General features: G+C 66.1%; 17 protein-coding genes and 1 rRNA gene. 10 read left to right on the forward strand and 8 right to left on the reverse strand.

Annotated elements, in window-relative coordinates:
- From rrf to ABZ293_RS19270, 4 genes are all read left to right on the forward strand, one after another.
- A 5S ribosomal RNA gene (gene rrf / locus ABZ293_RS19255) occupies nucleotides 1-88 on the forward strand; the annotation flags it as partial.
- A gap of 205 nt (nucleotides 89-293) precedes the next feature.
- A complete protein-coding gene (locus tag ABZ293_RS19260; RefSeq protein ID WP_355182323.1) occupies nucleotides 294-1,025 on the forward strand; it encodes a rhomboid-like protein in 732 nt (243 codons plus the stop codon).
- A 59-nt stretch (nucleotides 1,026-1,084) separates the two neighbouring features.
- The gene (nucS, locus tag ABZ293_RS19265) at nucleotides 1,085-1,771 is read left to right on the forward strand and encodes an endonuclease NucS (protein ID WP_355182325.1); all 687 of its coding nucleotides are present in this window, start codon (nucleotides 1,085-1,087) and stop codon (nucleotides 1,769-1,771) included.
- A 341-nt stretch (nucleotides 1,772-2,112) separates the two neighbouring features.
- Entirely contained in the window at nucleotides 2,113-2,421 is a 309-nt protein-coding gene (locus tag ABZ293_RS19270) for an ATP/GTP-binding protein (protein ID WP_354954889.1), read from the forward strand.
- 120 nt (nucleotides 2,422-2,541) lie between these two features.
- Here the strand turns inward: ABZ293_RS19270 and ABZ293_RS19275 are convergent, their stop codons facing one another.
- Nucleotides 2,542-3,546: a hypothetical protein gene (locus ABZ293_RS19275; protein ID WP_355182327.1), complete on the reverse strand. Its 1,005-nt coding sequence runs from the start codon at nucleotides 3,544-3,546 to the stop codon at nucleotides 2,542-2,544.
- A gap of 86 nt (nucleotides 3,547-3,632) precedes the next feature.
- Nucleotides 3,633-4,094 carry a methylmalonyl-CoA epimerase gene (gene mce / locus ABZ293_RS19280; protein WP_355182687.1) on the reverse strand — a complete coding sequence of 154 codons (462 nt, stop codon included), beginning with the start codon at nucleotides 4,092-4,094 and terminating at the stop codon, nucleotides 3,633-3,635.
- Between the two features lie 223 nt (nucleotides 4,095-4,317).
- On the opposite strand from mce, the gene ABZ293_RS19285 reads away from it, so the two are divergent.
- The 3 genes from ABZ293_RS19285 (at nucleotide 4,318) to ABZ293_RS19295 (ending at nucleotide 6,960) form a co-directional block, all read left to right on the forward strand.
- The gene (locus tag ABZ293_RS19285) at nucleotides 4,318-5,496 is read left to right on the forward strand and encodes an acetyl-CoA C-acetyltransferase (RefSeq protein WP_355182329.1); all 1,179 of its coding nucleotides are present in this window, start codon (nucleotides 4,318-4,320) and stop codon (nucleotides 5,494-5,496) included.
- Nucleotides 5,497-5,602: 106 nt separating this feature from the next.
- Nucleotides 5,603-5,971, forward strand: a complete 369-nt coding sequence (locus ABZ293_RS19290) for a DUF3817 domain-containing protein (protein ID WP_355182331.1) — start codon at nucleotides 5,603-5,605, stop codon at nucleotides 5,969-5,971.
- A 137-nt stretch (nucleotides 5,972-6,108) separates the two neighbouring features.
- Nucleotides 6,109-6,960 (forward strand): tetratricopeptide repeat protein, encoded by an 852-nt coding sequence (locus ABZ293_RS19295; protein ID WP_355182688.1) that lies wholly within the window; start codon nucleotides 6,109-6,111, stop codon nucleotides 6,958-6,960.
- 65 nt (nucleotides 6,961-7,025) lie between these two features.
- On the opposite strand, the gene glgB is transcribed toward ABZ293_RS19295, so the two are convergent.
- Genes glgB through ABZ293_RS19310 form a run of 3 tightly spaced genes read right to left on the reverse strand, consistent with a single transcriptional unit; the run spans nucleotide 7,026 to nucleotide 11,862 of the window.
- Entirely contained in the window at nucleotides 7,026-9,182 is a 2,157-nt protein-coding gene (glgB, locus tag ABZ293_RS19300; protein ID WP_355182333.1) for a 1,4-alpha-glucan branching protein GlgB, read from the reverse strand.
- Complete coding sequence (locus ABZ293_RS19305; RefSeq protein WP_355182335.1) at nucleotides 9,179-11,182, reverse strand: alpha-1,4-glucan--maltose-1-phosphate maltosyltransferase; 2,004 nt, start codon at nucleotides 11,180-11,182, stop codon at nucleotides 9,179-9,181. Before ABZ293_RS19305 ends, glgB begins: the two co-directional genes overlap by 4 nt.
- A gap of 38 nt (nucleotides 11,183-11,220) precedes the next feature.
- A complete protein-coding gene (locus tag ABZ293_RS19310; protein ID WP_355182337.1) occupies nucleotides 11,221-11,862 on the reverse strand; it encodes a LysE family translocator in 642 nt (213 codons plus the stop codon).
- Between the two features lie 230 nt (nucleotides 11,863-12,092).
- Here ABZ293_RS19310 and glgP point away from each other — a divergent pair, with 230 nt between their 5' ends.
- The 3 genes from glgP to ABZ293_RS19325 all read left to right on the forward strand — a co-directional run bounded on the left by glgP (nucleotide 12,093) and on the right by ABZ293_RS19325 (nucleotide 17,086).
- Nucleotides 12,093-14,663, forward strand: a complete 2,571-nt coding sequence (gene glgP, locus ABZ293_RS19315; RefSeq protein ID WP_355182339.1) for an alpha-glucan family phosphorylase — start codon at nucleotides 12,093-12,095, stop codon at nucleotides 14,661-14,663.
- Between the two features lie 405 nt (nucleotides 14,664-15,068).
- Nucleotides 15,069-16,430, forward strand: coding sequence for an NCS2 family permease (locus ABZ293_RS19320; RefSeq protein ID WP_355182341.1), 1,362 nt, complete (start codon nucleotides 15,069-15,071; stop codon nucleotides 16,428-16,430).
- A gap of 110 nt (nucleotides 16,431-16,540) precedes the next feature.
- A complete protein-coding gene (locus ABZ293_RS19325; protein WP_355182343.1) occupies nucleotides 16,541-17,086 on the forward strand; it encodes a DoxX family protein in 546 nt (181 codons plus the stop codon).
- A gap of 219 nt (nucleotides 17,087-17,305) precedes the next feature.
- Here the strand turns inward: ABZ293_RS19325 and ABZ293_RS19330 are convergent, their stop codons facing one another.
- The 3 genes from ABZ293_RS19330 to ABZ293_RS19340 all read right to left on the reverse strand — a co-directional run bounded on the left by ABZ293_RS19330 (nucleotide 17,306) and on the right by ABZ293_RS19340 (nucleotide 20,489).
- The gene (locus tag ABZ293_RS19330; RefSeq protein WP_355182345.1) at nucleotides 17,306-17,563 is read right to left on the reverse strand and encodes a hypothetical protein; all 258 of its coding nucleotides are present in this window, start codon (nucleotides 17,561-17,563) and stop codon (nucleotides 17,306-17,308) included.
- A 180-nt stretch (nucleotides 17,564-17,743) separates the two neighbouring features.
- On the reverse strand, nucleotides 17,744-19,789 hold the full coding sequence (locus tag ABZ293_RS19335) for an ATP-dependent DNA helicase (protein WP_355182347.1): 2,046 nt from the start codon (nucleotides 19,787-19,789) through the stop codon (nucleotides 17,744-17,746).
- Nucleotides 19,790-19,922: 133 nt separating this feature from the next.
- Nucleotides 19,923-20,489: a nicotinamidase gene (locus tag ABZ293_RS19340; RefSeq protein ID WP_355182349.1), complete on the reverse strand. Its 567-nt coding sequence runs from the start codon at nucleotides 20,487-20,489 to the stop codon at nucleotides 19,923-19,925.
- Nucleotides 20,490-20,503: the final 14 nt, after the last annotated feature.

The raw sequence follows: 20,503 nt of genomic DNA on the forward strand, positions 1-20,503 counted from the left end.
CGGTCCCATTCCGAACCCGGAAGCTAAGGCCACCAGCGCCGATGGTACTGCACTCGACAGGGTGTGGGAGAGTAGGACACCGCCGGAACATCCTTGCGAAAGGCCCCCAACACAGTTGGGGGCCTTTTTGCGTAATATTGTCTTTTCTCGTGTGCGGTCCGATGTTTTGGAGCAATCTCACAGGGAACAGTCAGACTGTGTGTGGTTCGATCACGCATGATGGAGAGAGACAGTAGGTAGTAGTCGACGCGGCATCCTCTGGACGGGAGAGCGTCGACCCAAACGGAGGTGTAATGGTCGCAGCGACGACAACCGCTGACCGCGCGCCGGTTGCTCCCCTCAGACCGCCTCGCTCGAGCTGGTGGCAACTGAGACTCCCGGCGACGTTCGGATATCTGGCGGCACTTGTCGCTGTCACTGTGGTCTTCTCCGTGCTCAGCGATTCCGCGCAAACGCGGATGGTGCTGCACGCGAGCACGAATCTGCACAATCTGCTGAACGGCCGTATCAGCACCGTGTTCTCGAGTGCGCTGGTGATCGGTGATGTCAGCGCCGCCTGGGTGCTGATCCCATTACTCGGCTGTCTGCTCGCCCTTGCCGAGCTGCGGTTCGGTGCGGTGCATATGGTGCGTGTCTTCCTGGCCGGACATATCGGGGCCACCCTCCTGGTCGCCGCTGGCCTCTGGATCGCCATCGAGGCCGATTGGCTGCCCGCGAGTATTCGGTGGGCCCAGGACGTGGGGGTCAGTTACGGCGCCATGGCGTTGGTGGGCGCGATCGTCGTCGCCATCCCGCATCGCTGGCGTATCGCCTGGTCCACCGTGTGGTTCATCGTTGCCGCCGAGGGTGTGCTGATCGAACAGACCTTCACCAATGTCGGCCACCTGGTCGCCTTCGGTATCGGAACAGCGGTCGGCTTCGGGATGATCCGGGCCAAGGCGGCGTCGACCCACAGACTCACCAGGGTCGAATCCGGCCTGCTCGCCGTGAGCGCGATCCTCGCGGCCATCCTGCTCATGGGCTGACAGTCCGATGCGACAGGGCTGACGCCAGGCGGGACCGGGCACTCACCTACAGTGCTTGGGTGCGCCTAGTGATTGCTCGCTGTCAGGTCGACTACGTAGGGCGACTCACCGCCCATCTCGCCATGGCCCGCCGATTGCTGCTGATCAAAGCGGACGGTTCGGTCCTCGTGCATTCCGACGGCGGCTCGTATAAGCCGCTCAACTGGATGAGCCCGCCGTGCTGGTTGGAGGAGCGCGATGGTGACGCGGTACCGGAGGGCGCGAAGGCCTTCTGGGTGGTCACCAATAAGGCGGGTGAGGAACTGCGCATCACCATCGAGGACGTCGAGCACGACTCCTCGCATGAGCTCGGCATCGACCCGGGTTTGGTGAAAGACGGTGTGGAGGCCCATCTTCAGGAACTGCTCGCCGAGCATGTACAGACTCTCGGCCCTGGCTACACGCTGATCCGCCGCGAATACATGACCGCCATCGGACCAGTGGACCTGCTCTGCCGTGATGCCGACGGCGCCACCGTGGCCGTCGAGATCAAGCGCCGCGGCGAAATCGACGGGGTCGAACAACTGACCCGCTACCTCGAACTGCTGAACCGCGATCCACTCCTGGCTCCCGTGGCCGGTGTCTTCGCAGCGCAGCAGATCAAGCCGCAGGCTCGCACTCTCGCCGAGGATCGCGGCATTCGCTGCCTGACCCTCGATTACGATGCCCTGCGCGGCACAGAGAGCAACGAATTCCGCCTCTTCTAGCCAATCCCCCCGCCCGCTGTACACGAATTTGCTGGACGCACACGGATTAGCCCCGCCAAGCCGTGCGCGGGGGTTGAGAACTGATGAGCTGTTTCTCGGCGTGGGTCAGCGTTATTTGGTAGTGCTCTGGATCGCAGTACTCGCCGGGAAGTTACCCGACGAGGATGAATGGCTCGTGGGGGCCTTGTGAGACCTCAACTCCTCGTGAGACCTCAACTCCTCCGGGAGTCGGCAGTGGCCGGTGAAGCAGGAAGGCCTGCGGCGAGAGAATCGCTGAGACTCGCTCAACGGTAGGACGGACTGTACGCGGTGTGCGCCAGGCCACGACCTAGGCTTGTGGCATGCCCCGACGGAAACCGCGGACGGAACGCCAGGTGGGCCGCTCGCACTCGGGCGGCCCGCCGACCAGTGACGTATTCGGTCGACGGGAGGCGGGGCCGGACAGCGACGAGATGTACATCGTGCGGACTGTTCCGGGCAGTCGGGCGATCAAAACCTATCGCTGCCCGGGCTGTGATCACGAAATCCCGCCCGGGGTGGCACATATCGTCGCGTGGGCGGTCGACGACGGTGAGGACGATCGCAGGCACTGGCATCGTGGCTGCTGGAACGGCCGTCGGACACGGCGGATTACGCGTCGCTGGTCGTGAATAGCGTTGGGGCACTGAAGTGCCCGTGCCACACATTAGGAAGGCCGCCCCGGTTCCGGGGCGGCCTTCGGTGTGAATTCGGTTGGGGTGTTGCGTTTGTCGCCGCTCAGCCCGCCGGTGTCAGTTGCTGATTTCGGCGTTCTCGCGCTCGTCGGCGTCGATGTCGTCTTCGTCGGCCGAGACCTCGGGGATCGCCTTGGTGCGCGAACCGCCGGTGACCGACTTGGTGCCGCCACCGATCGACTTGCGCTGATCCGGAACACCGTCCAGCAGTTCGCTTTCCCGGTTGACCGCCGCGAGCATGGCGGGCACCGAGTCGAGCTGACCGCGGATGCCGAGCAGCTGGGCGAGCACCCGGCCGCGCAGCACGCGCATCTCCTCGGCGAGTTCCTTCGCGTGCGCGATCTTGCGCTCGGAGGTCTGAGTGGCGGAGGTGATGAGGCGGTTGGACTCGTCGGTCGCGTCCTTGATCCGCTGAGCGGCCTCGGCGCGGCTGGTGGCCTCGAGCTCCTCCATGGCGCGGGTGAGCTTGGTGCGACGCTCGGCCATGGTGGCCTCGAAGTCCTGCTGGGTCGCCTTGCGCTTGGCGTCGGCTTCCTTGCCGAGACGGTCGGCCTCGGCCTGGGCGGCCTCGATGATCTTTGCGGATTCGGTACGCGCATTCGCGAGGGTCTGCTCGAATTCGATTTCGAGCGCCTCGCGCTTCTCCTTGGTTTCGGCGAGCAGCGATTCGTACTTACCACGCATTTCGGTGGCCTGCTGCTCGGCGATCGACACCATTTCCGCCGCCTCGGCCTGCGCAAGAGCGCGCACTTCGGAGGCCTCGTCGGAGGCCAGCCGCAGCATCCGAGAGATGCGGTCGGACATACCTTCCGCAGTGGTTGGCGGAACCGAAAGGCGATCGACTTCCTTACGGAGTTCGTCGATCTCGTCCCGCGCGTCCTCCAGCTGGCTGGCGAGGTTACGGGCTTGCGCCGCAGCGGCATCCCGATCTGTGGCGGTGACCCTTAACTCGGCATCGAAACGGTCGAAGTAGTTGCGTACCTCGTCTTGCGCATAACCCTTGCGCACAACGGTGAAGGGCAGTGCAACGAAGCGATTGCGATCGGACTCAGGTGACGACATGGCACACAAACTACAGCCTACTTGCACCTCATGGTGACTCGACCGCGAATGTGATCCGGACGAGTTTTTCAGGCCCGATCTTGATACTAGTGCGTAACATTCGAGTTCGGCTCGACCAACTCGATCAGCACACCGCCAGCATCCTTCGGGTGTATGAAATTGATGCGGGAATCCGCGGTTCCGTGCCGAGGGGCGTCGTACAGCAAACGCAGACCTCGATCACGAAGATACGTGGAGACGGCCTCGATATCGGTGACCCGATAGGCGAGTTGCTGAAGTCCCGGTCCGCTGCGGTCGATGAACTTGGCGATTGTCGAGTCCGCGTTCAAAGGAGCCAGCAACTGCAGAGCAGTCGCGCTGTCCGCTGCGCCGGGCAGTGACAGCATCGCCTCGTGCACACCCTGCGCCTCGTTGATCTCACGATGAGTCTCGATCATGCCGAGATTCTCGGCGTACCAGGCGATTGCGGCATCCAGGTCCGGCACGGCGATGCCGACGTGGTCGACGGCGATGACGTAGTCGCCGGGGATGAAGTTCGACGGGTCCATAACGTTGCTCACCAATCGAACGTAGCGCCTGATCGGACGCAGTCGGGCGGAAGGCCGGCATTAGTCCTTGCGCTCGGCCCAGCGCAGGCGAGGGCACCGCGTACCTGGAGAGGGTCGGTCGAGTCGGACAAGCTACCGTTGAGTACAGAGGTTGACGCCGCGCATTGTTCCGTGCAGTACGGAGTGTGCGGCGCTGTTCCGATCAATGAATGCGAGGCTCGTCGTGACCACAACCGTGATCGTCTCCGGTGCGCGTACCCCGGTCGGTCGGCTGCTCGGGGGTCTGAAGGACTTCAGTGGTTCCGACCTGGGCGGTTTCGCCATCAAGGCGGCGCTGGAGAAGGGCGGCGTCGCGCCGGAGCAGGTCGACTACGTGATCATGGGCCAGGTGCTCACCGCGGGCGCGGGCCAGATCCCGGCCCGGCAGGCCGCGGTCGCCGCCGGCATCCCGATGGATGTGCCCGCGCTGACGCTGAACAAGGTGTGCCTGTCCGGTATCAACGCGATCGCACTCGCGGATCAGTTGATCCGCGCTGGCGAGTACGAGATCGTCGTCGCCGGTGGCCAGGAATCCATGAGCCAGGCCCCGCATCTGCTCGAAAAGAGCAGGGAGGGCTTCAAATACGGCGATGTGACGATGCGCGACAGCATGGCCTACGACGGTCTGCACGACATCTTCACCGATCAGCCGATGGGTGCGCTGACCGAACAGCGCAACGACACCGAGCCGGTCAGCCGGGAGGATCAGGACGCGTTCGCGGCGGCCTCGCATCAGCGGGCGGCGGCGGCATGGAAGAACGGCGTCTTCGATGACGAGGTGGTTCCGGTCGCGGTGCCGCAGCGCAAGGGCGATCCGGTCCTGGTGAGCACCGATGAGGGTATCCGCGCCGACACCACCGTCGAATCGCTGGCCAAGCTGCGCCCGGCCTTCCGCAAGGACGGCACCATTACCGCTGGCACCGCATCGCAGATCTCCGACGGTGCGGCCGCGGTGGTCGTGATGAGCAAGGAGAAGGCGCAGTCGCTCGGTCTGAGCTGGATCGCCGAGATCGGCGCCGCTGGCGTTGTCGCCGGTCCGGACTCGACCCTGCAGGATCAGCCCGCCAATGCCATTGCCAAGGCCTGTGCGCGCGAAGGTATTTCGCCCGCCGAGCTGGATCTGGTCGAGATCAACGAGGCGTTCGCGGCGGTCGGTATCGCCTCGACCCGCAAGCTGGGCATCGATCCGGAGAAGGTGAACGTGAACGGTGGCGCGATCGCCATCGGCCACCCGCTCGGCATGTCGGGTGCGCGCATTCTGCTGCACCTGGCGCTGGAGCTGAAGCGGCGTGGCGGCGGTATCGGCGCGGCCGCCCTGTGCGGTGGTGGCGGTCAGGGTGACGCCCTGATCATCAAGGTTTAGTTCCCGTTTCCGTCGGCCCGGCATATACCGGGCCGACGGGGGCCGCGCGCCGAAGTGTGACCAGTTCAACTACGACGCGTCGTAGCAGTCCGGCACAATGGTGGCCATGGGCAATTTCTTCGACACGACCACCGTGGCCAAGCGGTTCCGCTTCATCGCCGTGCTGGAGGCGATCTCCTGGGTTTTCCTGATCGTCGGCATGGTGTTCAAGCGCCTGCCCGAACCGGTCACCTGGCCGGTCAAGGTGTTCGGGATGACGCACGGCATCATCTTCATCCTGTTCGTGATCACCGCGATCCTCGCCGCCCGTGAGCTGGCCTGGAATGCCAAGACCACGGTGCTCGCACTTTTGTCGAGCATTCCGCCGTTCTGCACCGTGCTCTTCGAGGTGTGGGCGGTGCGCACGGGTCAGCTCGGTGAGCTGAGCAACGTCACTTCCGCCGACACCGGAGCCCCGACGACTGCGTCGTATTAGCGGGACTCGCAGACTGTCCGTGGTTGCGCAAGCTACCGCCTACGAGCCCTGAGCTCCCCCCGCGGCGACACCGTGACAAACTGGAAGCCGTGACTCGACCTGCCGCACGCCGCCCTTCGCCAGCCGTTGCCGCCGCTATGTCCGGTGCGGTGGATCTGTCCAGCCTCAAGCAGCCCCCGGCCGGTGCGTCGGGTGGTGGGGGCGGCGATTACGCCGTCTCCGAGGTGGACTTCGAAACGAAGGTGCTGCGCCGGTCGATGCAGGTGCCGGTGGTGGTCGCGCTGTACTCGCAGCGCAGTCCCGGCAGCGTCGAGTTGGTGCGCACGCTGGAGCGACTGGTCGCCGAGGACGGCGGCACCTGGGATCTGGCCACCGTCGAGGCCGAGAGCAATATGCGCATCGCGCAGGCGTTCGGCGTGCAGGGCATTCCGACGGTGATCGCCGTGGCGGGCGGTCAGCCGCTCGCGGACTTCCAGGGCGCCCAGCCGGAGCCGCAGGTCAAGCAGTGGCTCAGCGCGGTCATCGACGCCGTCGCGGGCAAGCTGGAGGGCGAAGGCGGTGCCGAGCCGCAGCCCGTCGACGACCCCCGTTTCGTCGCCGCGGAGGCCGCGCTCGAGCGCGGTGACATGGCAGGTGCCGAAGCGGCCTATGAGGCCATAATCGCCGCCGAGCCGGGCAATGAAGAGGCAAAGAACGCGCTGCGACAGTTGCGCTTCCTGTCCCGTGCCCAGGCCGTCTCGGACTCCGCGATCGCCACCGCGGACGCCGATCCAGCCAATATCGACGCCGCCCTTGCTGCCGCCGACGTGGAGATGCTGCACCAGCAGCCCGATGCCTCGTTCGACCGGTTGATCGCGGTGATCAAGAAGACAGCGGGCGATGACCGCACCAAGGCCCGCACTCGCCTGCTCGAACTCTTCGAATTGTTCGACCCGGCAGAACCTTTCGTGGTCGCCGCGCGCCGCAAGCTCGCCGCGGCCCTCTACTGACGGGCGCACCCTCGGGGAGTCAGGGCTCGAGGGTCAGCCCTACTGACGGGCGCACCCTCGGGGAGTCAGGGCTCGGGGGTCAGCCAGATGGCGCTGTTGGGGGGTAGGGCGACGGTGGCGGAGGCGGGGCGGCCGTGCCACGGTTCGTCGGTCGCCTTGATGCCGCCGAGGTTTCCGATGCCGGAGCCGCCGTATTCGGCGGCGTCGGTATTGAGGATTTCGCGCCAGGTGCCGGTGCTCGGCAGGCCGACGCGGTACTCGCCGTGGACCGAGCCGGAGAAATTGAAGACGCAGGCGATGACCGAGCCGTCGGAGCCGTAGCGCAGGAAGGCGATCACATTGTGGTCGCGGTCGTCGGCCTGGATCCAGGAATAGCCGCCCGGGCTGGTGTCCTGGCTCCACAGCGCGGGATGGGCACGATAGGCCGCGTTCAGATCCCGCACGGCGGTCGTAATGCCCTGGTGCAGTGGGTTTTCCAGTTCGTGCCAGTCCAGGCCGCGGTCGTGTGACCATTCCCGGAACTGGCCGAAATCCTGTCCCATGAACAGCAATTGCTTACCAGGATGCGACCACATGTAGGCCAGCAGTGCGCGCACGCCCGCCGCCTTGGCGAAATCGTCGCCGGGCATTCTGGTCCAGAGTGTGCCCTTGCCGTGCACGACCTCGTCATGACTGATGGGCAGCACGTAGTTCTCGCTCCATGCGTACACCAGCGAGAAGGTGATCTCGTTGTGGTGCCAGGAGCGGTGGATCGGATCACGACCCAGGTAGCCGAGGGTGTCGTGCATCCAGCCCATATTCCACTTCATGGTGAAGCCGAGACCGCCGACATCGGTGCCGCGGGTGACACCGGGCCAGGTGGTGGACTCCTCGGCGATGGTGACGACGCCGGGGTGGTAGCGATGCACGGTTTCGTTCAGGTCCTGCAGGAAGTCGACGGCCTCCAGATTCTCTCGGCCGCCGTGCACATTGGGTTCCCAATCTCCGTCGGCGCGTGAGTAATCCAGGTACAGCATGGAGGCGACGGCGTCGACGCGCAGTCCGTCGATGTGGAATTCCTCGATCCAGTACCGCGCGTTGGCGACCAGGAAGTTGCGCACCTCATTGCGGCCGAAGTCGAAGATGTAGGTGCCCCAGTCGAGCTGCTCGCCGCGGCGCGGGTCGGCGTGCTCGTAGAGTGCGGTGCCGTCGAAGCGAGCCAGGGCCCATTCGTCGCGGGGGAAGTGGGCGGGCACCCAGTCGAGCAGGACGCCGATGCCCGCGGTGTGCATGCGGTCGACGAAGGCGCGGAAGTCGTCGGGGGAGCCGAAGCGGGCGGTGGGTGCGTAGTAGGAGGTGACCTGGTAGCCCCAGGAGCCGCCGAACGGATGCTCGGCGATCGGCAGCAGTTCGATATGGGTGAATCCGGCGGCGTGCACGTAATCGGCCAACTGGTCGGCCAATTCGCGATAGCCGAGGCCGGGCCGCCACGAGCCGAGGTGCACCTCGTAGACGCTCATCGGCGCACGGGTCGGATCGGTGCGCTCGCGTGCGGCGATCCACTCGCTGTCGGACCAGGTGTAGGTGCTCTTGGTGACGACAGATGCGGTGGCAGGCGGCATCTCGGTTGCGAAGGCCAGCGGATCCGCGTGATCGACGGTTCGGCCGTCCGCGCCGTGTACCCGATACTTGTACTTCGTGCCCACCTCGACGTCGGGCACGAAAACCTCCCACACCCCGGAGGAACCGAGTGAGCGCATCGGCGCGGTGTGTCCACTCCACCCGTCGAAATCCCCAATTACGGTGACGCCGCGGGCATTCGGTGCCCAGACGGCGAACGAGGTGCCGTCCACCTCGCCATCGAGGGTGGTGTAGTGACGCGGGTGCGCGCCGAGCACGTTCCACAGCCGCTCATGGCGGCCCTCGCCGAGGAGATGCAGATCCAGCTCACCGACGGTAGGCAGGAAGCGGTAGCCGTCCGCGCTGATGATCGTCTGCCCGCCTTGGTAATTGGTGACGACGCGGTAGTCCATCAGATCGGGATGCGGGACGACACCGGCGAAAACGCCGTGCCCCAACGACTTCAGCGGATGGTCCACACCGCCGACCCGGGCGAAGACGGTATCGGCGTGGGGGCGCAGCACTCGGATGACGGAGCCATCGGGATGTGGATGCGCGCCGAGCACGGTATGCGGGTCGGTATGTGTGCCCGCCGCGAGCAGCATCAGATCGCGGCGCTTCATCGAAAGGTCCTGCGGAAGGCCAATTCCGCGCGTGCCTGCTGCGGTACCGCGGGCAGCGTGAGGATATGGGCGACCGCGTGGGCCGGATCGAGCCGTACATAATTCGTCTGGGCCCAGTGGTATTCCTCGCCGCTGACCTCGTCGAATACCACCGGATGGTCATGCCATTCGCGGCCGATCGCGGGCAGATCGAGTGAGATCATGCCCCATTCGGCCGCATAGGGATTCAGATTCACCACGACCAGCACGGTATCGCCGCTGACCGGATCGACCTTCGAATACGCGAGTAGCGCATCGTTGTCCATGTGATGGAAGTGGATGCACCGCAGCTGCTGGAGCGCCGGATGTGCGCGGCGGATCTCATTGAGCCGAGTGATCCACGGCTCCAGCGATTCTCCGCGCGCGAGCGCCTCGGCGAACGGACGCGGGCGCAGTTCGTATTTCTCCGAATCCAAGTATTCTTCGCTGCCCGGCCGGACCGCCTGGTGCTCGAAGAGTTCGAATCCGGAGTAGACACCCCAGGTCGGGGCCATGGTCGCGGCGAGCACCGCGCGAATGGCGAACATGCCGGGCCCGCCGTGCTGCAGGCTTTCGTGCAGGATGTCGGGGGTGTTGACGAATAGGTTCGGCCTGGCCTCATCGGCCTTGGCGGCCAGCTCGTTGCCGAATTCGGTCAGTTCCCATTTGGCGACGCGCCAGGTGAAATACGTATAGGACTGGCTGAATCCGCGGCGGGCCAGACCGTAGAGCCGGGCCGGTCGAGTGAACGCCTCGGACAGGAAGATCACATCGGGATCGGTGCGCCGCACGGTCGCGATCAGCCATTCCCAGAAGTCGGCGGGCTTGGTATGCGGGTTGTCGACGCGGAAGATCTTGACGCCCAGGCCGATCCAGTGCCGCACGACGCGCAGGACCTCCGCGTACAGACCGTCCGGATCGATGTCGAAATTGACCGGGTAGATGTCCTGGTACTTCTTCGGCGGATTCTCGGCGTAGGCGATGGTGCCGTCCGGGAGCGTGGTGAACCACTCCGGGTGGGCGGCGACCCATGGATGATCCGGTGCGCACTGCAAGGCCAGGTCGAGTGCCACTTCGAGGCCGAGTTCGGTTGCGGTGGTGACGAATTCGGCGAAGTCGGCGGTGCTGCCGAGTTCGGGATGGATGGCGTCGTGTCCGCCGTCCTTCGAGCCGATCGCCCACGGGGAGCCGACATCACCCGGTTCGGCGGAGAGCGCGTTGTTGCGGCCTTTGCGGTTGATCTCGCCGATCGGGTGGATGGGTGGCAGGTAGACCACGTCGAAACCCATGCTGGCAATGCGCGGCAATTCCTTGGTGGCGGTGGCGAAATTGCCGTGGATCGGGTTGCCTTCGGCATCGTGGCCGCCCGTCGAGCGTGGGAAGAACTCGTACCACGAGCCGTACAGCGCGCGTTGGCGTTCCACCAGCACGGTGTGCTGCGGGCCGCGGGTGACCATGTCCCGCAATGGCGTAGCGCGCAGGATCTCGGCGACCTCGGTGCCGAATGCGGGCGCGACACGAGCGGGCAACTGTTCATCGCTGCGCAGCGCCGCCGCTGCGGCGCGCAACCGCTCGAACTGCTTCTTGGGTACGGCCTGCGCGACGCGTTCGAGCAGCCGGGCGCCGAGTTCGAGATCGTTGTCCAGATCGGCGGCGCTCTGACCGACGGCCAGCTTCGCCTCCACCGCCGCCCGCCAGGTGGCGATCGGATCGCTCCAGCCCTCGATGCGGTAGGTCCACGCGCCCGGCAGGTTGGGGACGAAGGTGGCGTTGAAGACGTCCGGCTCGAAGTCCGGTGTCATGCGAATGCGGGTGGTCCGCGCCGATCCGGGACCGCGCACCGCGAGCGTGGCGGAGACGGCGTCATGCCCCTCGCGCCAGACCACAGTGCGCACCGGAAAGACCTCGCCGACGGCGGCCTTCGCCGGGCGGCCGCCCGGTATCGACGGGGCGGTGTCATCGATGGCGATGCGGCCGGTCACGTCGACCAACCTACCGGGTGTGGGGCGGTTGGTCCGGATCAGCGTGCGTCGGCCGCCAGTCCGAGGCCGAGCGCGACCAAGATCGCGCCGAGGGCGCGTTCCACCCGCTGGCGGATGCCGGTGCGACGCAACCAGGTCCCGGCCCGATCGGCCGCCAGCACGATGCCGACGCACCAGGCCGTATCGATGACCAACTGGATGGCCGCCAGGATGAGCACGGTCGGCAGTACCGGACCGGTCGACGGCAGGAACTGCGGCAGGATCGTCAGGCCGAAGACGGCCGCCTTCGGATTCGCGGCAATCGAGATCAGCGATGCGCGGAAGGCCGAGCCGGGGGTGCGGCCGGTGGGCAGCATCTTGGTCATCGTGGCGCCGAATTCGTCGTCGCCGCGCGCCCCGCGCCAGGCCTGTACGCCGAGCCAGATCAGCACCAGCGCGCCGATGACGTGCACCGCGGTATTCATGAACCGGTTCGCGACCAGCAGCACCGACAGGCCCGCGCCACCGGCGAGCGTCCATCCGAACACACCTATTTCGTTCCCCGCCACCGCGGCCAGACCCGCCGCGCGCCCGTCGCGCACCGCGCGCTGGAGGAACAGTGCGGTCGCGGGTCCGGGTAGGGCGGCCAGGATGAGACAGGCCAGCAGGAACTGTGGGAGCACATCGATCCAGTGCGGCATCAGCCGATGCTGCCATTTGTGCCGGGTTGTCGCGACCGATATTCCGGCGGGTCCGTGTCGGTGGGCGGCTCGTGCATTGCACCACGACGGGCCCGGCGCGGGTAGTCCCGTCGTCAGGTCCGCGGGTAGTCCTGTCGTCAGGTCTGTGAGCGGGTCCGCCGGTGCGTGCGCACGGGTGACCTGGGGCGCTGTGGCCACCCGGGGACTCGGCATTCGGTAGGGTTCCGCACGTGAAGGCACTTCGTCGTTTCACCGTCCGTGCCCATCTGCCCGAGCGTTTGGCGGCCCTGGGCGAACTTTCCACGAATCTGCGCTGGTCGTGGCATTGGCCCACACAGGACCTGTTTGCCGAGCTCGATCCCGAGTTGTGGCGCGAGGTGAGCCGCGATCCGGTGCGGATGCTGGGGGAGGTGCCCGCGGCGCGGCTCGACGAGTTCGCCGCCGACGTGGACTATGTCGGCCGGGTGAACGCCGCGGCCGCGGATCTGCACGACTATCTGACCCGGCCGGGCTGGTTCCAGCGGCAGACCGACGAGCCGGTGCGCGGTATCGCCTACTTCTCGATGGAGTTCGGCGTCACCGAGGTACTTCCGAACTATTCGGGCGGGCTCGGGATTCTCGCCGGTGATCATCTGAAGGCCGCCTCCGATCTGGGGTTGCCATTGATCGGCGTCGGATTGCTGTACCGCTCCGGCTATTTTCGGCAGTCGCTGACCGCGGACGGTTGGCAGAGCGAGCACTATCCGGCGCTCGACCCGCAGGGCCTGCCGCTGCGATTGCTGACCACCGACGGCGCGCCGGTGCTGATCCATGTGGCGATGCCCGACCAGCGGGTGCTGCGGGCGCGGGTGTGGATCGCGCAGGTCGGGCGGGTGCCGCTGCTGCTTTTGGATTCCGATATCGCCGAGAACGATCCGGAGCTGCGCTCGGTCACCGACCGGCTCTACGGCGGCGATCAGGACCATCGGATCAAGCAGGAGATCCTGGCCGGTATCGGTGGGGTGCGGGCGGTACGCGCATACACCCGTGCGGCCGGACTGCCGGATCCCGATGTATTCCACATGAACGAGGGCCACGCCGGATTCCTCGGCGTCGAGCGGGTCCGTGAATTGGTTTCGACCGGACTCGATTTCGACACGGCGCTGGCCGCGGTGCGGGCGGCGACGGTGTTCACCACGCATACTCCGGTGCCCGCGGGTATCGACCGGTTCCCGATGCCGTTGGTGCGCAGGTACTTCGGCGGCGGCCACGGTGAATCCGAATCCGCGATGCTGCCCGGGCTTTCCATCGACCGGATCGTGGCGCTGGGCCGCGAGGCCGATCCGTCGGTGTTCAATATGGCGCATATGGGCTTGCGACTCGCCCAGCGCGCCAACGGTGTTTCCAAACTGCACGGCGAGGTGAGCCGTGCCATGTTCGCGCCGCTGTGGCCCGGATTCGATGCGACCGAGGTGCCGATCGGTTCGGTCACCAATGGTGTGCACGCTCCGACCTGGGCAGCGCGCGAATGGTTCGACATGGCCCGCGAATACATCGGACCCCAGCTCGTCGAGGAGGCGCGGGGCTGGGAGAAGCTGCGCGATATCGACCTGGCTGAACTGTGGTCCACCCGGAATACCTTGCGCGCCACCCTCGTTGCCGAGGTGCGCCGCCGGGTGCGCGCCTCCTGGTTGGAGCGCGGTGCCGCATCGGCCGAATTGGATTGGGTCGATGGCGTTTTCGATCCGAATGTGCTGACCGTCGGCTTCGCCCGGCGGGTGCCGACCTACAAGCGGCTGACCCTGATGTTGCGCGATCCGCAGCGCTTGCGTGCGCTGCTGCTGAATCCGGATCGGCCGATGCAGTTGGTCGTCGCGGGTAAGAGCCATCCGGCCGATGACGGCGGCAAGGCGCTGATCCAGCAGGTCGTCCGCTTCGCCGACGATCCGCAAGTGCGCCATCGCATCGTCTTCCTGCCCGATTACGACATGTCGATGGCCCGCTACCTGTACTGGGGTTGCGATGTGTGGCTGAACAATCCGCTGCGTCCGCTGGAGGCCTGCGGCACCTCCGGGATGAAGTCAGCGCTCAATGGCGGGCTCAACCTCTCCATCCGCGATGGCTGGTGGGATGAGATGTACGACGGCGAAAACGGTTGGGCCATACCGACCGCCGACGGTGTCACCGACGAACACCGCCGCGACGACCTCGAGGCGGCCGCCCTCTACGACCTCTTCGAACGCATGGTGGCACCGCGGTTCTACGACCGCGATCCCTCCGATATGCCGGTGCGCTGGGTCGAGATGGTGCGCCACACCCTGGAAACCCTCGGGCCGAAGGTGCTGGCCTCCCGCATGGTCCGCGACTATTCGGTCGAGTACTACGCGCCCGCCGCGGTCGCCGGGAAACGCGCGAGCGCCGACGAATTCGCCGGTGCCCGAGCGATTTCGGAGTACCGCCGTCGAGTGGAGGCCGCCTGGCCCTCGGTCAAGGTGATCCAGGTCGACAGCGCGGGCCTGCCCGACACCCCCATCATCGGCGCCGAACTCTCCCTCTCCGCCCGCATCGACCTCGGCGGTCTCACCCCCGCCGACGTCACCGTACAAGCCGTACTCGGCCGTGTCTCCCCGACCGACGACCTCTCCGACATCAGCAGCTACGCCATGACCCACACCGGATCCGACTCCGGCACAGACCTTTTCACAGTCGAAACCCCGGTCCCGCTCTCCGGTGCCGTCGGCTACACGATCCGCATACTCCCCCATAACGAGTTACTCGCCGGCGACGCCGAACTGGGCTTGGTCATCGCTCCGAGCGCCTAACCGGTGTCGGCGCTGTGAAAGCGCCGGATGCGACGCTCGATGATCTCGGCCCGTACTCGACGCGAGTCGGCTGTCGGATTCCCCAGGATCGGAACCGGGCGTAACTACTTGGCGAGTTGGACCAGGCCCTGGTGTCCCGAGGAGGGCCCGGTGGTGAAGCTGCGGAGCATGCGGTGGGGTGGCTGCTTCGAAATCGAATAGGCGAGCCAGAGGTTGATCGTGGCCTTGGCGCCTCAGGGGAAATCCAGGCCGCGAAAGGTGGTGGCGCCGCCGAGCAGGGAGATGGCTATCGTGACGCTGCTCACGAATGTCCGCACCCGGCCCATGGGGCGAGTTCTCGGGCTCAGTGAACTGTCGGCTACCGTGCCCTGGCACCCTTGTACGAATTTTCGACTGGAGAACCCTATGGTCACCGACGTTCTGAGCCGGACCCGAGGACGTTTGGACACGTACTTCGGCATCAGTTCGAACGGCTCGACCATGAAGCGTGAGCTGATGGCCGGAACGATCACCTTCCTGGCCATGTCCTACGTGCTCGCGGTGAATCCATCGGTACTCGGCGACCAGGGCGCGCTCGGCGCCAAGGGCATCCCCATGCAGGCGGTCTTCACCGCGACGGCCATCGCGGCGGTATTCGGCACGCTGGTGATGGGCATATGGGCCAGATATCCCATCGCACTCGCGCCGGGTATGGGCCTCAATGCCTTCTTCGCGTACTCGGTGGTGCTCGGAATGGGAATCCCGTGGCAGGCGGCGCTGTCGGGAACCTTCCTGTCCGGGGTGATCTTCTTCGTGCTCGCGATCACCAAGGTGCGCGAACGCATTCTCGATGCGATTCCGATGCAGATGAAGCTGGCCGTCGGGGCGGGCATCGGCATGTTCGTGGCGTTCCTCGGCCTGAAGAATGCGGGCATCGTGGTCAATAGCGATGCCACGCTGGTCACGCTCGGCGACTTCACCAAGGGCACCACCCTGCTTGCGCTGTTCGGCCTGGTCGTGACCGTGGTGTTCCTGGTCATCGGCTGGCACGGCGCGGTGCTGTACGGCATCGTGCTCACGGCGGCGGTCGGCGTCGTCAGCGGTCTGGTGGATCTGCCGCATGGTGTCGTCGCGATGCCGCGGGGGCTCGAGCACACCTTCGGTCAAGCGATCATCCATCTGCCGGACGCCTTCACCGGCCAGATGGCCGTCGTCATCCTCACCATGCTGTTCGTCGACTTCTTCGACTGCTCCGGCACCCTGATCGGAGTGGCCAACCAGGCCGGGTTGCTCGACAAGGACGGCAAGTTGCCGCGCGCGGCCAGCGCACTCGCCGCCGATTCGGTGGGCACCATGGCGGGCGCGGTCATCGGCACCTCCACCACCACCGCCTATGTCGAATCGACCGCGGGTGTCTCGGCGGGCGGGCGGACCGGCATGACCGCGGTAACCACCGCGGGCTGGTTCCTGATCGCCATGTTCTGCTACCCGATCTTCGCAGTCGTCGCGGGCTCGTCCGCCATAACCGCGCCCGCGCTCATCGTGGTCGGCGTGCTGATGGCCCGTGCGCTCGGCGAGATCGACTGGAACCGGCTGGAGTACTCGATCCCGGCCTTTGTCACCGTCATCATGATGCCGCTGACCTACTCGATCGCGAACGGACTGGCGATGGGGATGCTGTTCTACCCGATCGTCATGACCGCGAAGGGGCGCGTCAAAGAGGTGCATCCGGCGATGTGGGCGTTGCTGGTGATGTTCCTCGGATACTTCTTCTTCCTGGCGGAATAACACCGAGGATCGCGCAGTTGGCGTGCACTGTGCGATAATCGGACCGCAGTCCGTTTCATTGCCGAGGCTAAACAGTCACTGTTCGAACCGATGCAGGGATAGGGACCAGCATGACCAACCACAGCACGCTCGAGCGCTCCGGCGGCTCGGGTATCACGACTCTCGACAACTCCGCCACCGATCTCGGCCTCTTGCTGCTGCGCGTCGTCTTCGGTGGCCTGCTCGCCGCACACGGCAGCCAGAAACTGTTCGGCTGGTTCAACGGCCCGGGCTGGAGCCGCAATGCCGCGACCTTCGATTCGATGGGTTACAACCCGGGCAAAGTGTTCGGCACGCTTGCCGGACTGAGTGAACTCACCGGCGGCATCCTGCTGGTGCTCGGCCTACTGACCCCGTTGGCCTCGGCCATCGTATTGGGCACCATGATCAACGCGATCAACACCACCTGGCACGGCGGTCTGCTGACCGGCAAGGGTTATGAAATGCCCCTGCTGTTCGCCACCGTCGGCGCGGTCGTCGCCTTCACCGGCCCCGGCAAGTTCTCCCTCGACAGCGGCCGCCCGTGGCAGCGTCACGGTGTGGTGTGGGGCATTGCCTCGATTGTGTTGGCCGTGGTCGCGGCCGTCATCACGCTGATCTTGAAGTGGACGCTCTGATCTGTTGATACGAGCGGCGCGGTGACGGTCGCCGCGCGGCTGCTTCATATGGCCCCCAATCGATCTCACGTCGTATCGGGGTGCGAATGCAGGACCAGGACCGTGGTTGCGCCGTGCTGGAATTCGTAGCCGGTTTTCCGGAGTGAGGACCGGATCCCTTTGTCGTGCAATTCTTTTCGCAGATGCGCGACCAGATCGTCGTGACGGGCACCGGTGTGATCAACGAGCGGGTACGGTTTCCGACCGGGTGAGGGCACGCAACTGCTCCGCAGGTCGGGCGTAGATCGGGTCCGCAGCGATGACGGTGGCGCCGAGTTCACTGGCTTCCGCCGTGAAACTTGCTGCGCCGCCGGGACGGTCGAGGATGTGTCCGTCGAGGTCGGCATCGGTGAGTGTGAAGATCGCCCGATATTCGGCCAAAGATCTTGCGCTGATCAAGAATTCGTCGAGAGCGTCGATATTTGGCTGGTGCGTCATTGGGAAACGGACCGGCCGTTACCGGGGTACATGATGTCCCCGCGCCGCGTGCAGGGCTTGGCGCGGGGACCGCCGATACATCCGGTGTGGAATTGGGGGTCCACCGAAGTATCGGATCTCAACTTACTTCTGTCTGGAAGTAATGGAGCGCTTTGTGAGTGGTATCACAGTTCGACCTGATCAGGCGCTTGTGGCGGTCAGCCGCCGGAGTGCTCTGGTGACGACCTCCGGATCCGCGGTCTCCCAATACGGCGGCAGTGAGGCGCGCAGATAGCCGCCGTAGCGTGCGGTCGCCAAACGCGAATCCAGGATCGCCACGACACCGCGGTCATCGACGCTGCGCAGGAGCCTGCCGGTGCCCTGGGCCAGCAGTAATGCGGCGTGATTGGCCGCGACGGTCATGAAGCCATTGCCCCCGCGCGATTCCACCGCGCGCTGCCGCGCGGTCAGCAGCGGATCGTCGGGCCGGGGGAACGGGATCCGATCCAGGATGACCAGGCTCAGCGACGGACCGGGCACATCGACGCCCTGCCACAGCGACAGCGTGCCGAACAACGAGGTCTCCGGATCGTCGGCGAACTTGCGTACCAGTGCGCCGGTTGCGTCGTCCCCTTGACATAGAACGGGCGTGTCCAGCCGCTCGCGCAGTGCCTCGGTGGCCGCGCGGGCGGCACGCATCGAGGAGAACAGACCGAGTGTGCGGCCGCCCGCGGCGGTGATCAGCCGCTCGATTTCGTCGAGATAGGCCGGTGCCAAACCGTCGCGGCCGGGGGCGGGCAGATGTTTGGCGACGTACAGGATGCCGGATTTGGCATGGTCGAACGGCGAACCGACATCGAGCGAACTCCAGCGCACGTTATCGGCGTCCGAGGGCGCTTCGGCGCCGTTCGCGGTTGCGGTGTCGCTGCGATTGGCCGATTGCGCGGGCAGACCCCAGGTGATGGCGAGTCCGTCGAAGGAGCCGCCGATCTGCAAGGTCGCCGAGGTCAGCACGACGGTGGCGGTGCCGAAGAGTCTGCTGCGCAGGAGCCCGCCCACCGCTAGCGGCGCCATCCGCAATGTCCGCCGGGCGACGCCGCGGATCTCGTCCGCGGCGAGCCAGATGACATCGGTGCGTTTGGCCGGATCGGGTTCATCGAACGCGGTCAAGGCGCGCACCGCGCTGTCGTGCACCTCATCGATGGCGGCCAGTGCCTGGGTGCGGGCGGCGGCACTCTCCGGGTCGCCCTGTGCGGTAGTACCGCCCTGTGGCGCGAGCGCGGTGCGGGCATTCCAGGCGGCGTCACGCACCAGCGCCAGTACCGGCGCGATGCCATCGGGCAGGGCGTCCCAGCGGGCGGCGGGCAGTTCGTCCAGCACCGTGTGCCAGGCCTCGGCGGCCTCCTCCAGCCGGTCCACTTCCTGCTGGTCGATGAGTTTGGCGCAGCGCCGGGCCGCGGCACTGATCGCCGAGGCGGCCAGTTCGGCGGTGGCCACGCCGGTGACCCGGTCGACCAGCTCGTGCGCCTCATCGATGACGACCACATCGTGTTCGGGTAGGACCTGGATGCCGCTGATCGCGTCGATGGCCAGCAGTGCGTGATTGGTCACCACCACGTCGGCCTGCGCCGATTCCGCCCTGGCCCGCTCGGCGAAACAATCCTGGCCGAATGGGCAGCGCGACTTGCCGAGGCATTCCCGCGACGACACGCTGACCTGCCGCCAGGCCCGGTCGGTGACGCCGGGGACGAGCTCGTCCCGGTCGCCGGTCTCGGTATCGGAGGCCCACTCGTTGAGCCGCTGCACCTCCCGGCCGAGCCGGGAGATGGCGAACGCGTCGAAGAGTTCCGCCTCCTGCGGCTCGTCCGGAATCGCGCTATTGATCTTGTTCAGGCACAGATAGTTGTTGCGCCCCTTGAGGATCGCGAATTTCGCGCTCCGGCCCAGCGGCTTGCTCAGCGCCTCGGCCAGTCGCGGCAGATCCCGATCGACGAGCTGACGCTGCAGTGCGATCGTCGCGGTCGACACCACCACCGTGCGCCCGGTCCGCACCGCATGACGCAGGCTCGGCACCAGATACGCCAGCGATTTCCCGGTCCCGGTCCCCGCCTGCACAGCGAGGTGCTCCCCGGTATCGATCGCATGGTCCACCGCTGCCGCCATCGTCAGCTGCCCGACGCGCTCCTTCCCGCCGAGCGCGTGCACAGCGGTGGCCAAAAGCTCGGGGACGGGCGGCAGTTCGGGCACGCGACGAGCCTACTGCGTGGAACCGACAGAGATCACCGCCCGATCCGGTCCGCACGGTACTTCGCACACCTTCGCCACGCGACCCGGCGTGTCCTACGGCAGGTCGGGGTGCACGATGCTGCCGCGGACCGGGCTACCGGGCGACCGACCCCTCGAGATCCACGCCTGCCGTGCGCATGCGATCGAGGGCGGCGGCGGTGGTCTCCGGTGCCACGCCCGCGGTGAAGTCCAGCAGCACCCGGGTGCCGAACCCTTCGATGCGGGCATCGAGGGCGGTCGCGCGGACGCAGTGGTCGGTGGCTATCCCGACGATGTCGAGTTCGTCGATGGCGTGCTCGCGCAACCAGTCGGCCAGGCTGGTGCCGTCCTCGGTGGTGCCCTCGAAACCCGAGTAGGCCGCGGAATATTGGCCCTTGGAGAAGATCTCCTGGATCGGCGCGGTATCGAGATTCGGGTGGAAATCCGCACCGGAGGTGCCGACCCGGCAGTGCGGCGGCCAGGTGTCCAGGTAGTCGGGATGTTCGGAGAAATGTCCGCCCGGATCGATGTGGTAATCGCGGGTCGCGACGACCGCACTGTAATGCGTGGAGTTCAGATAGTCGGTGATGCGACGGGCGACCATGGCCCCACCGCTGACGGCGAGTGATCCGCCCTCGCAGAAATCGTTCTGCACGTCGACGATGATCAACGCTCGGTTCATGTCGACCTCACTTT

This window comes from Nocardia sp. NPDC005998 (assembly GCF_040614395.1).
In the GTDB taxonomy this organism is placed as follows: Bacteria; Actinomycetota; Actinomycetes; order Mycobacteriales; family Mycobacteriaceae; genus Nocardia.

Excerpts from the sequence above, each read along its gene's own strand:
- ABZ293_RS19310 (WP_355182337.1), bottom strand. The coding sequence starts at position 11,862 with ATGCCGCACTGGATCGATGTGCTCCCACAGTTCCTGCTGGCCTGTCTC.
- ABZ293_RS19325 (WP_355182343.1), top strand. The coding sequence starts at position 16,541 with ATGACCAACCACAGCACGCTCGAGCGCTCCGGCGGCTCGGGTATCACG.
- ABZ293_RS19290 (WP_355182331.1), top strand. The coding sequence starts at position 5,603 with ATGGGCAATTTCTTCGACACGACCACCGTGGCCAAGCGGTTCCGCTTC.
- ABZ293_RS19320 (WP_355182341.1), top strand. The coding sequence starts at position 15,069 with ATGGTCACCGACGTTCTGAGCCGGACCCGAGGACGTTTGGACACGTAC.
- ABZ293_RS19270 (WP_354954889.1), top strand. The coding sequence starts at position 2,113 with ATGCCCCGACGGAAACCGCGGACGGAACGCCAGGTGGGCCGCTCGCAC.
- ABZ293_RS19340 (WP_355182349.1), bottom strand. The coding sequence starts at position 20,489 with ATGAACCGAGCGTTGATCATCGTCGACGTGCAGAACGATTTCTGCGAG.
- ABZ293_RS19330 (WP_355182345.1), bottom strand. The coding sequence starts at position 17,563 with ATGACGCACCAGCCAAATATCGACGCTCTCGACGAATTCTTGATCAGC.
- ABZ293_RS19295 (WP_355182688.1), top strand. The coding sequence starts at position 6,109 with ATGTCCGGTGCGGTGGATCTGTCCAGCCTCAAGCAGCCCCCGGCCGGT.
- ABZ293_RS19275 (WP_355182327.1), bottom strand. The coding sequence starts at position 3,546 with ATGTCGTCACCTGAGTCCGATCGCAATCGCTTCGTTGCACTGCCCTTC.
- mce (WP_355182687.1), bottom strand. The coding sequence starts at position 4,094 with ATGGACCCGTCGAACTTCATCCCCGGCGACTACGTCATCGCCGTCGAC.
- ABZ293_RS19260 (WP_355182323.1), top strand. The coding sequence starts at position 294 with ATGGTCGCAGCGACGACAACCGCTGACCGCGCGCCGGTTGCTCCCCTC.
- glgB (WP_355182333.1), bottom strand. The coding sequence starts at position 9,182 with ATGAAGCGCCGCGATCTGATGCTGCTCGCGGCGGGCACACATACCGAC.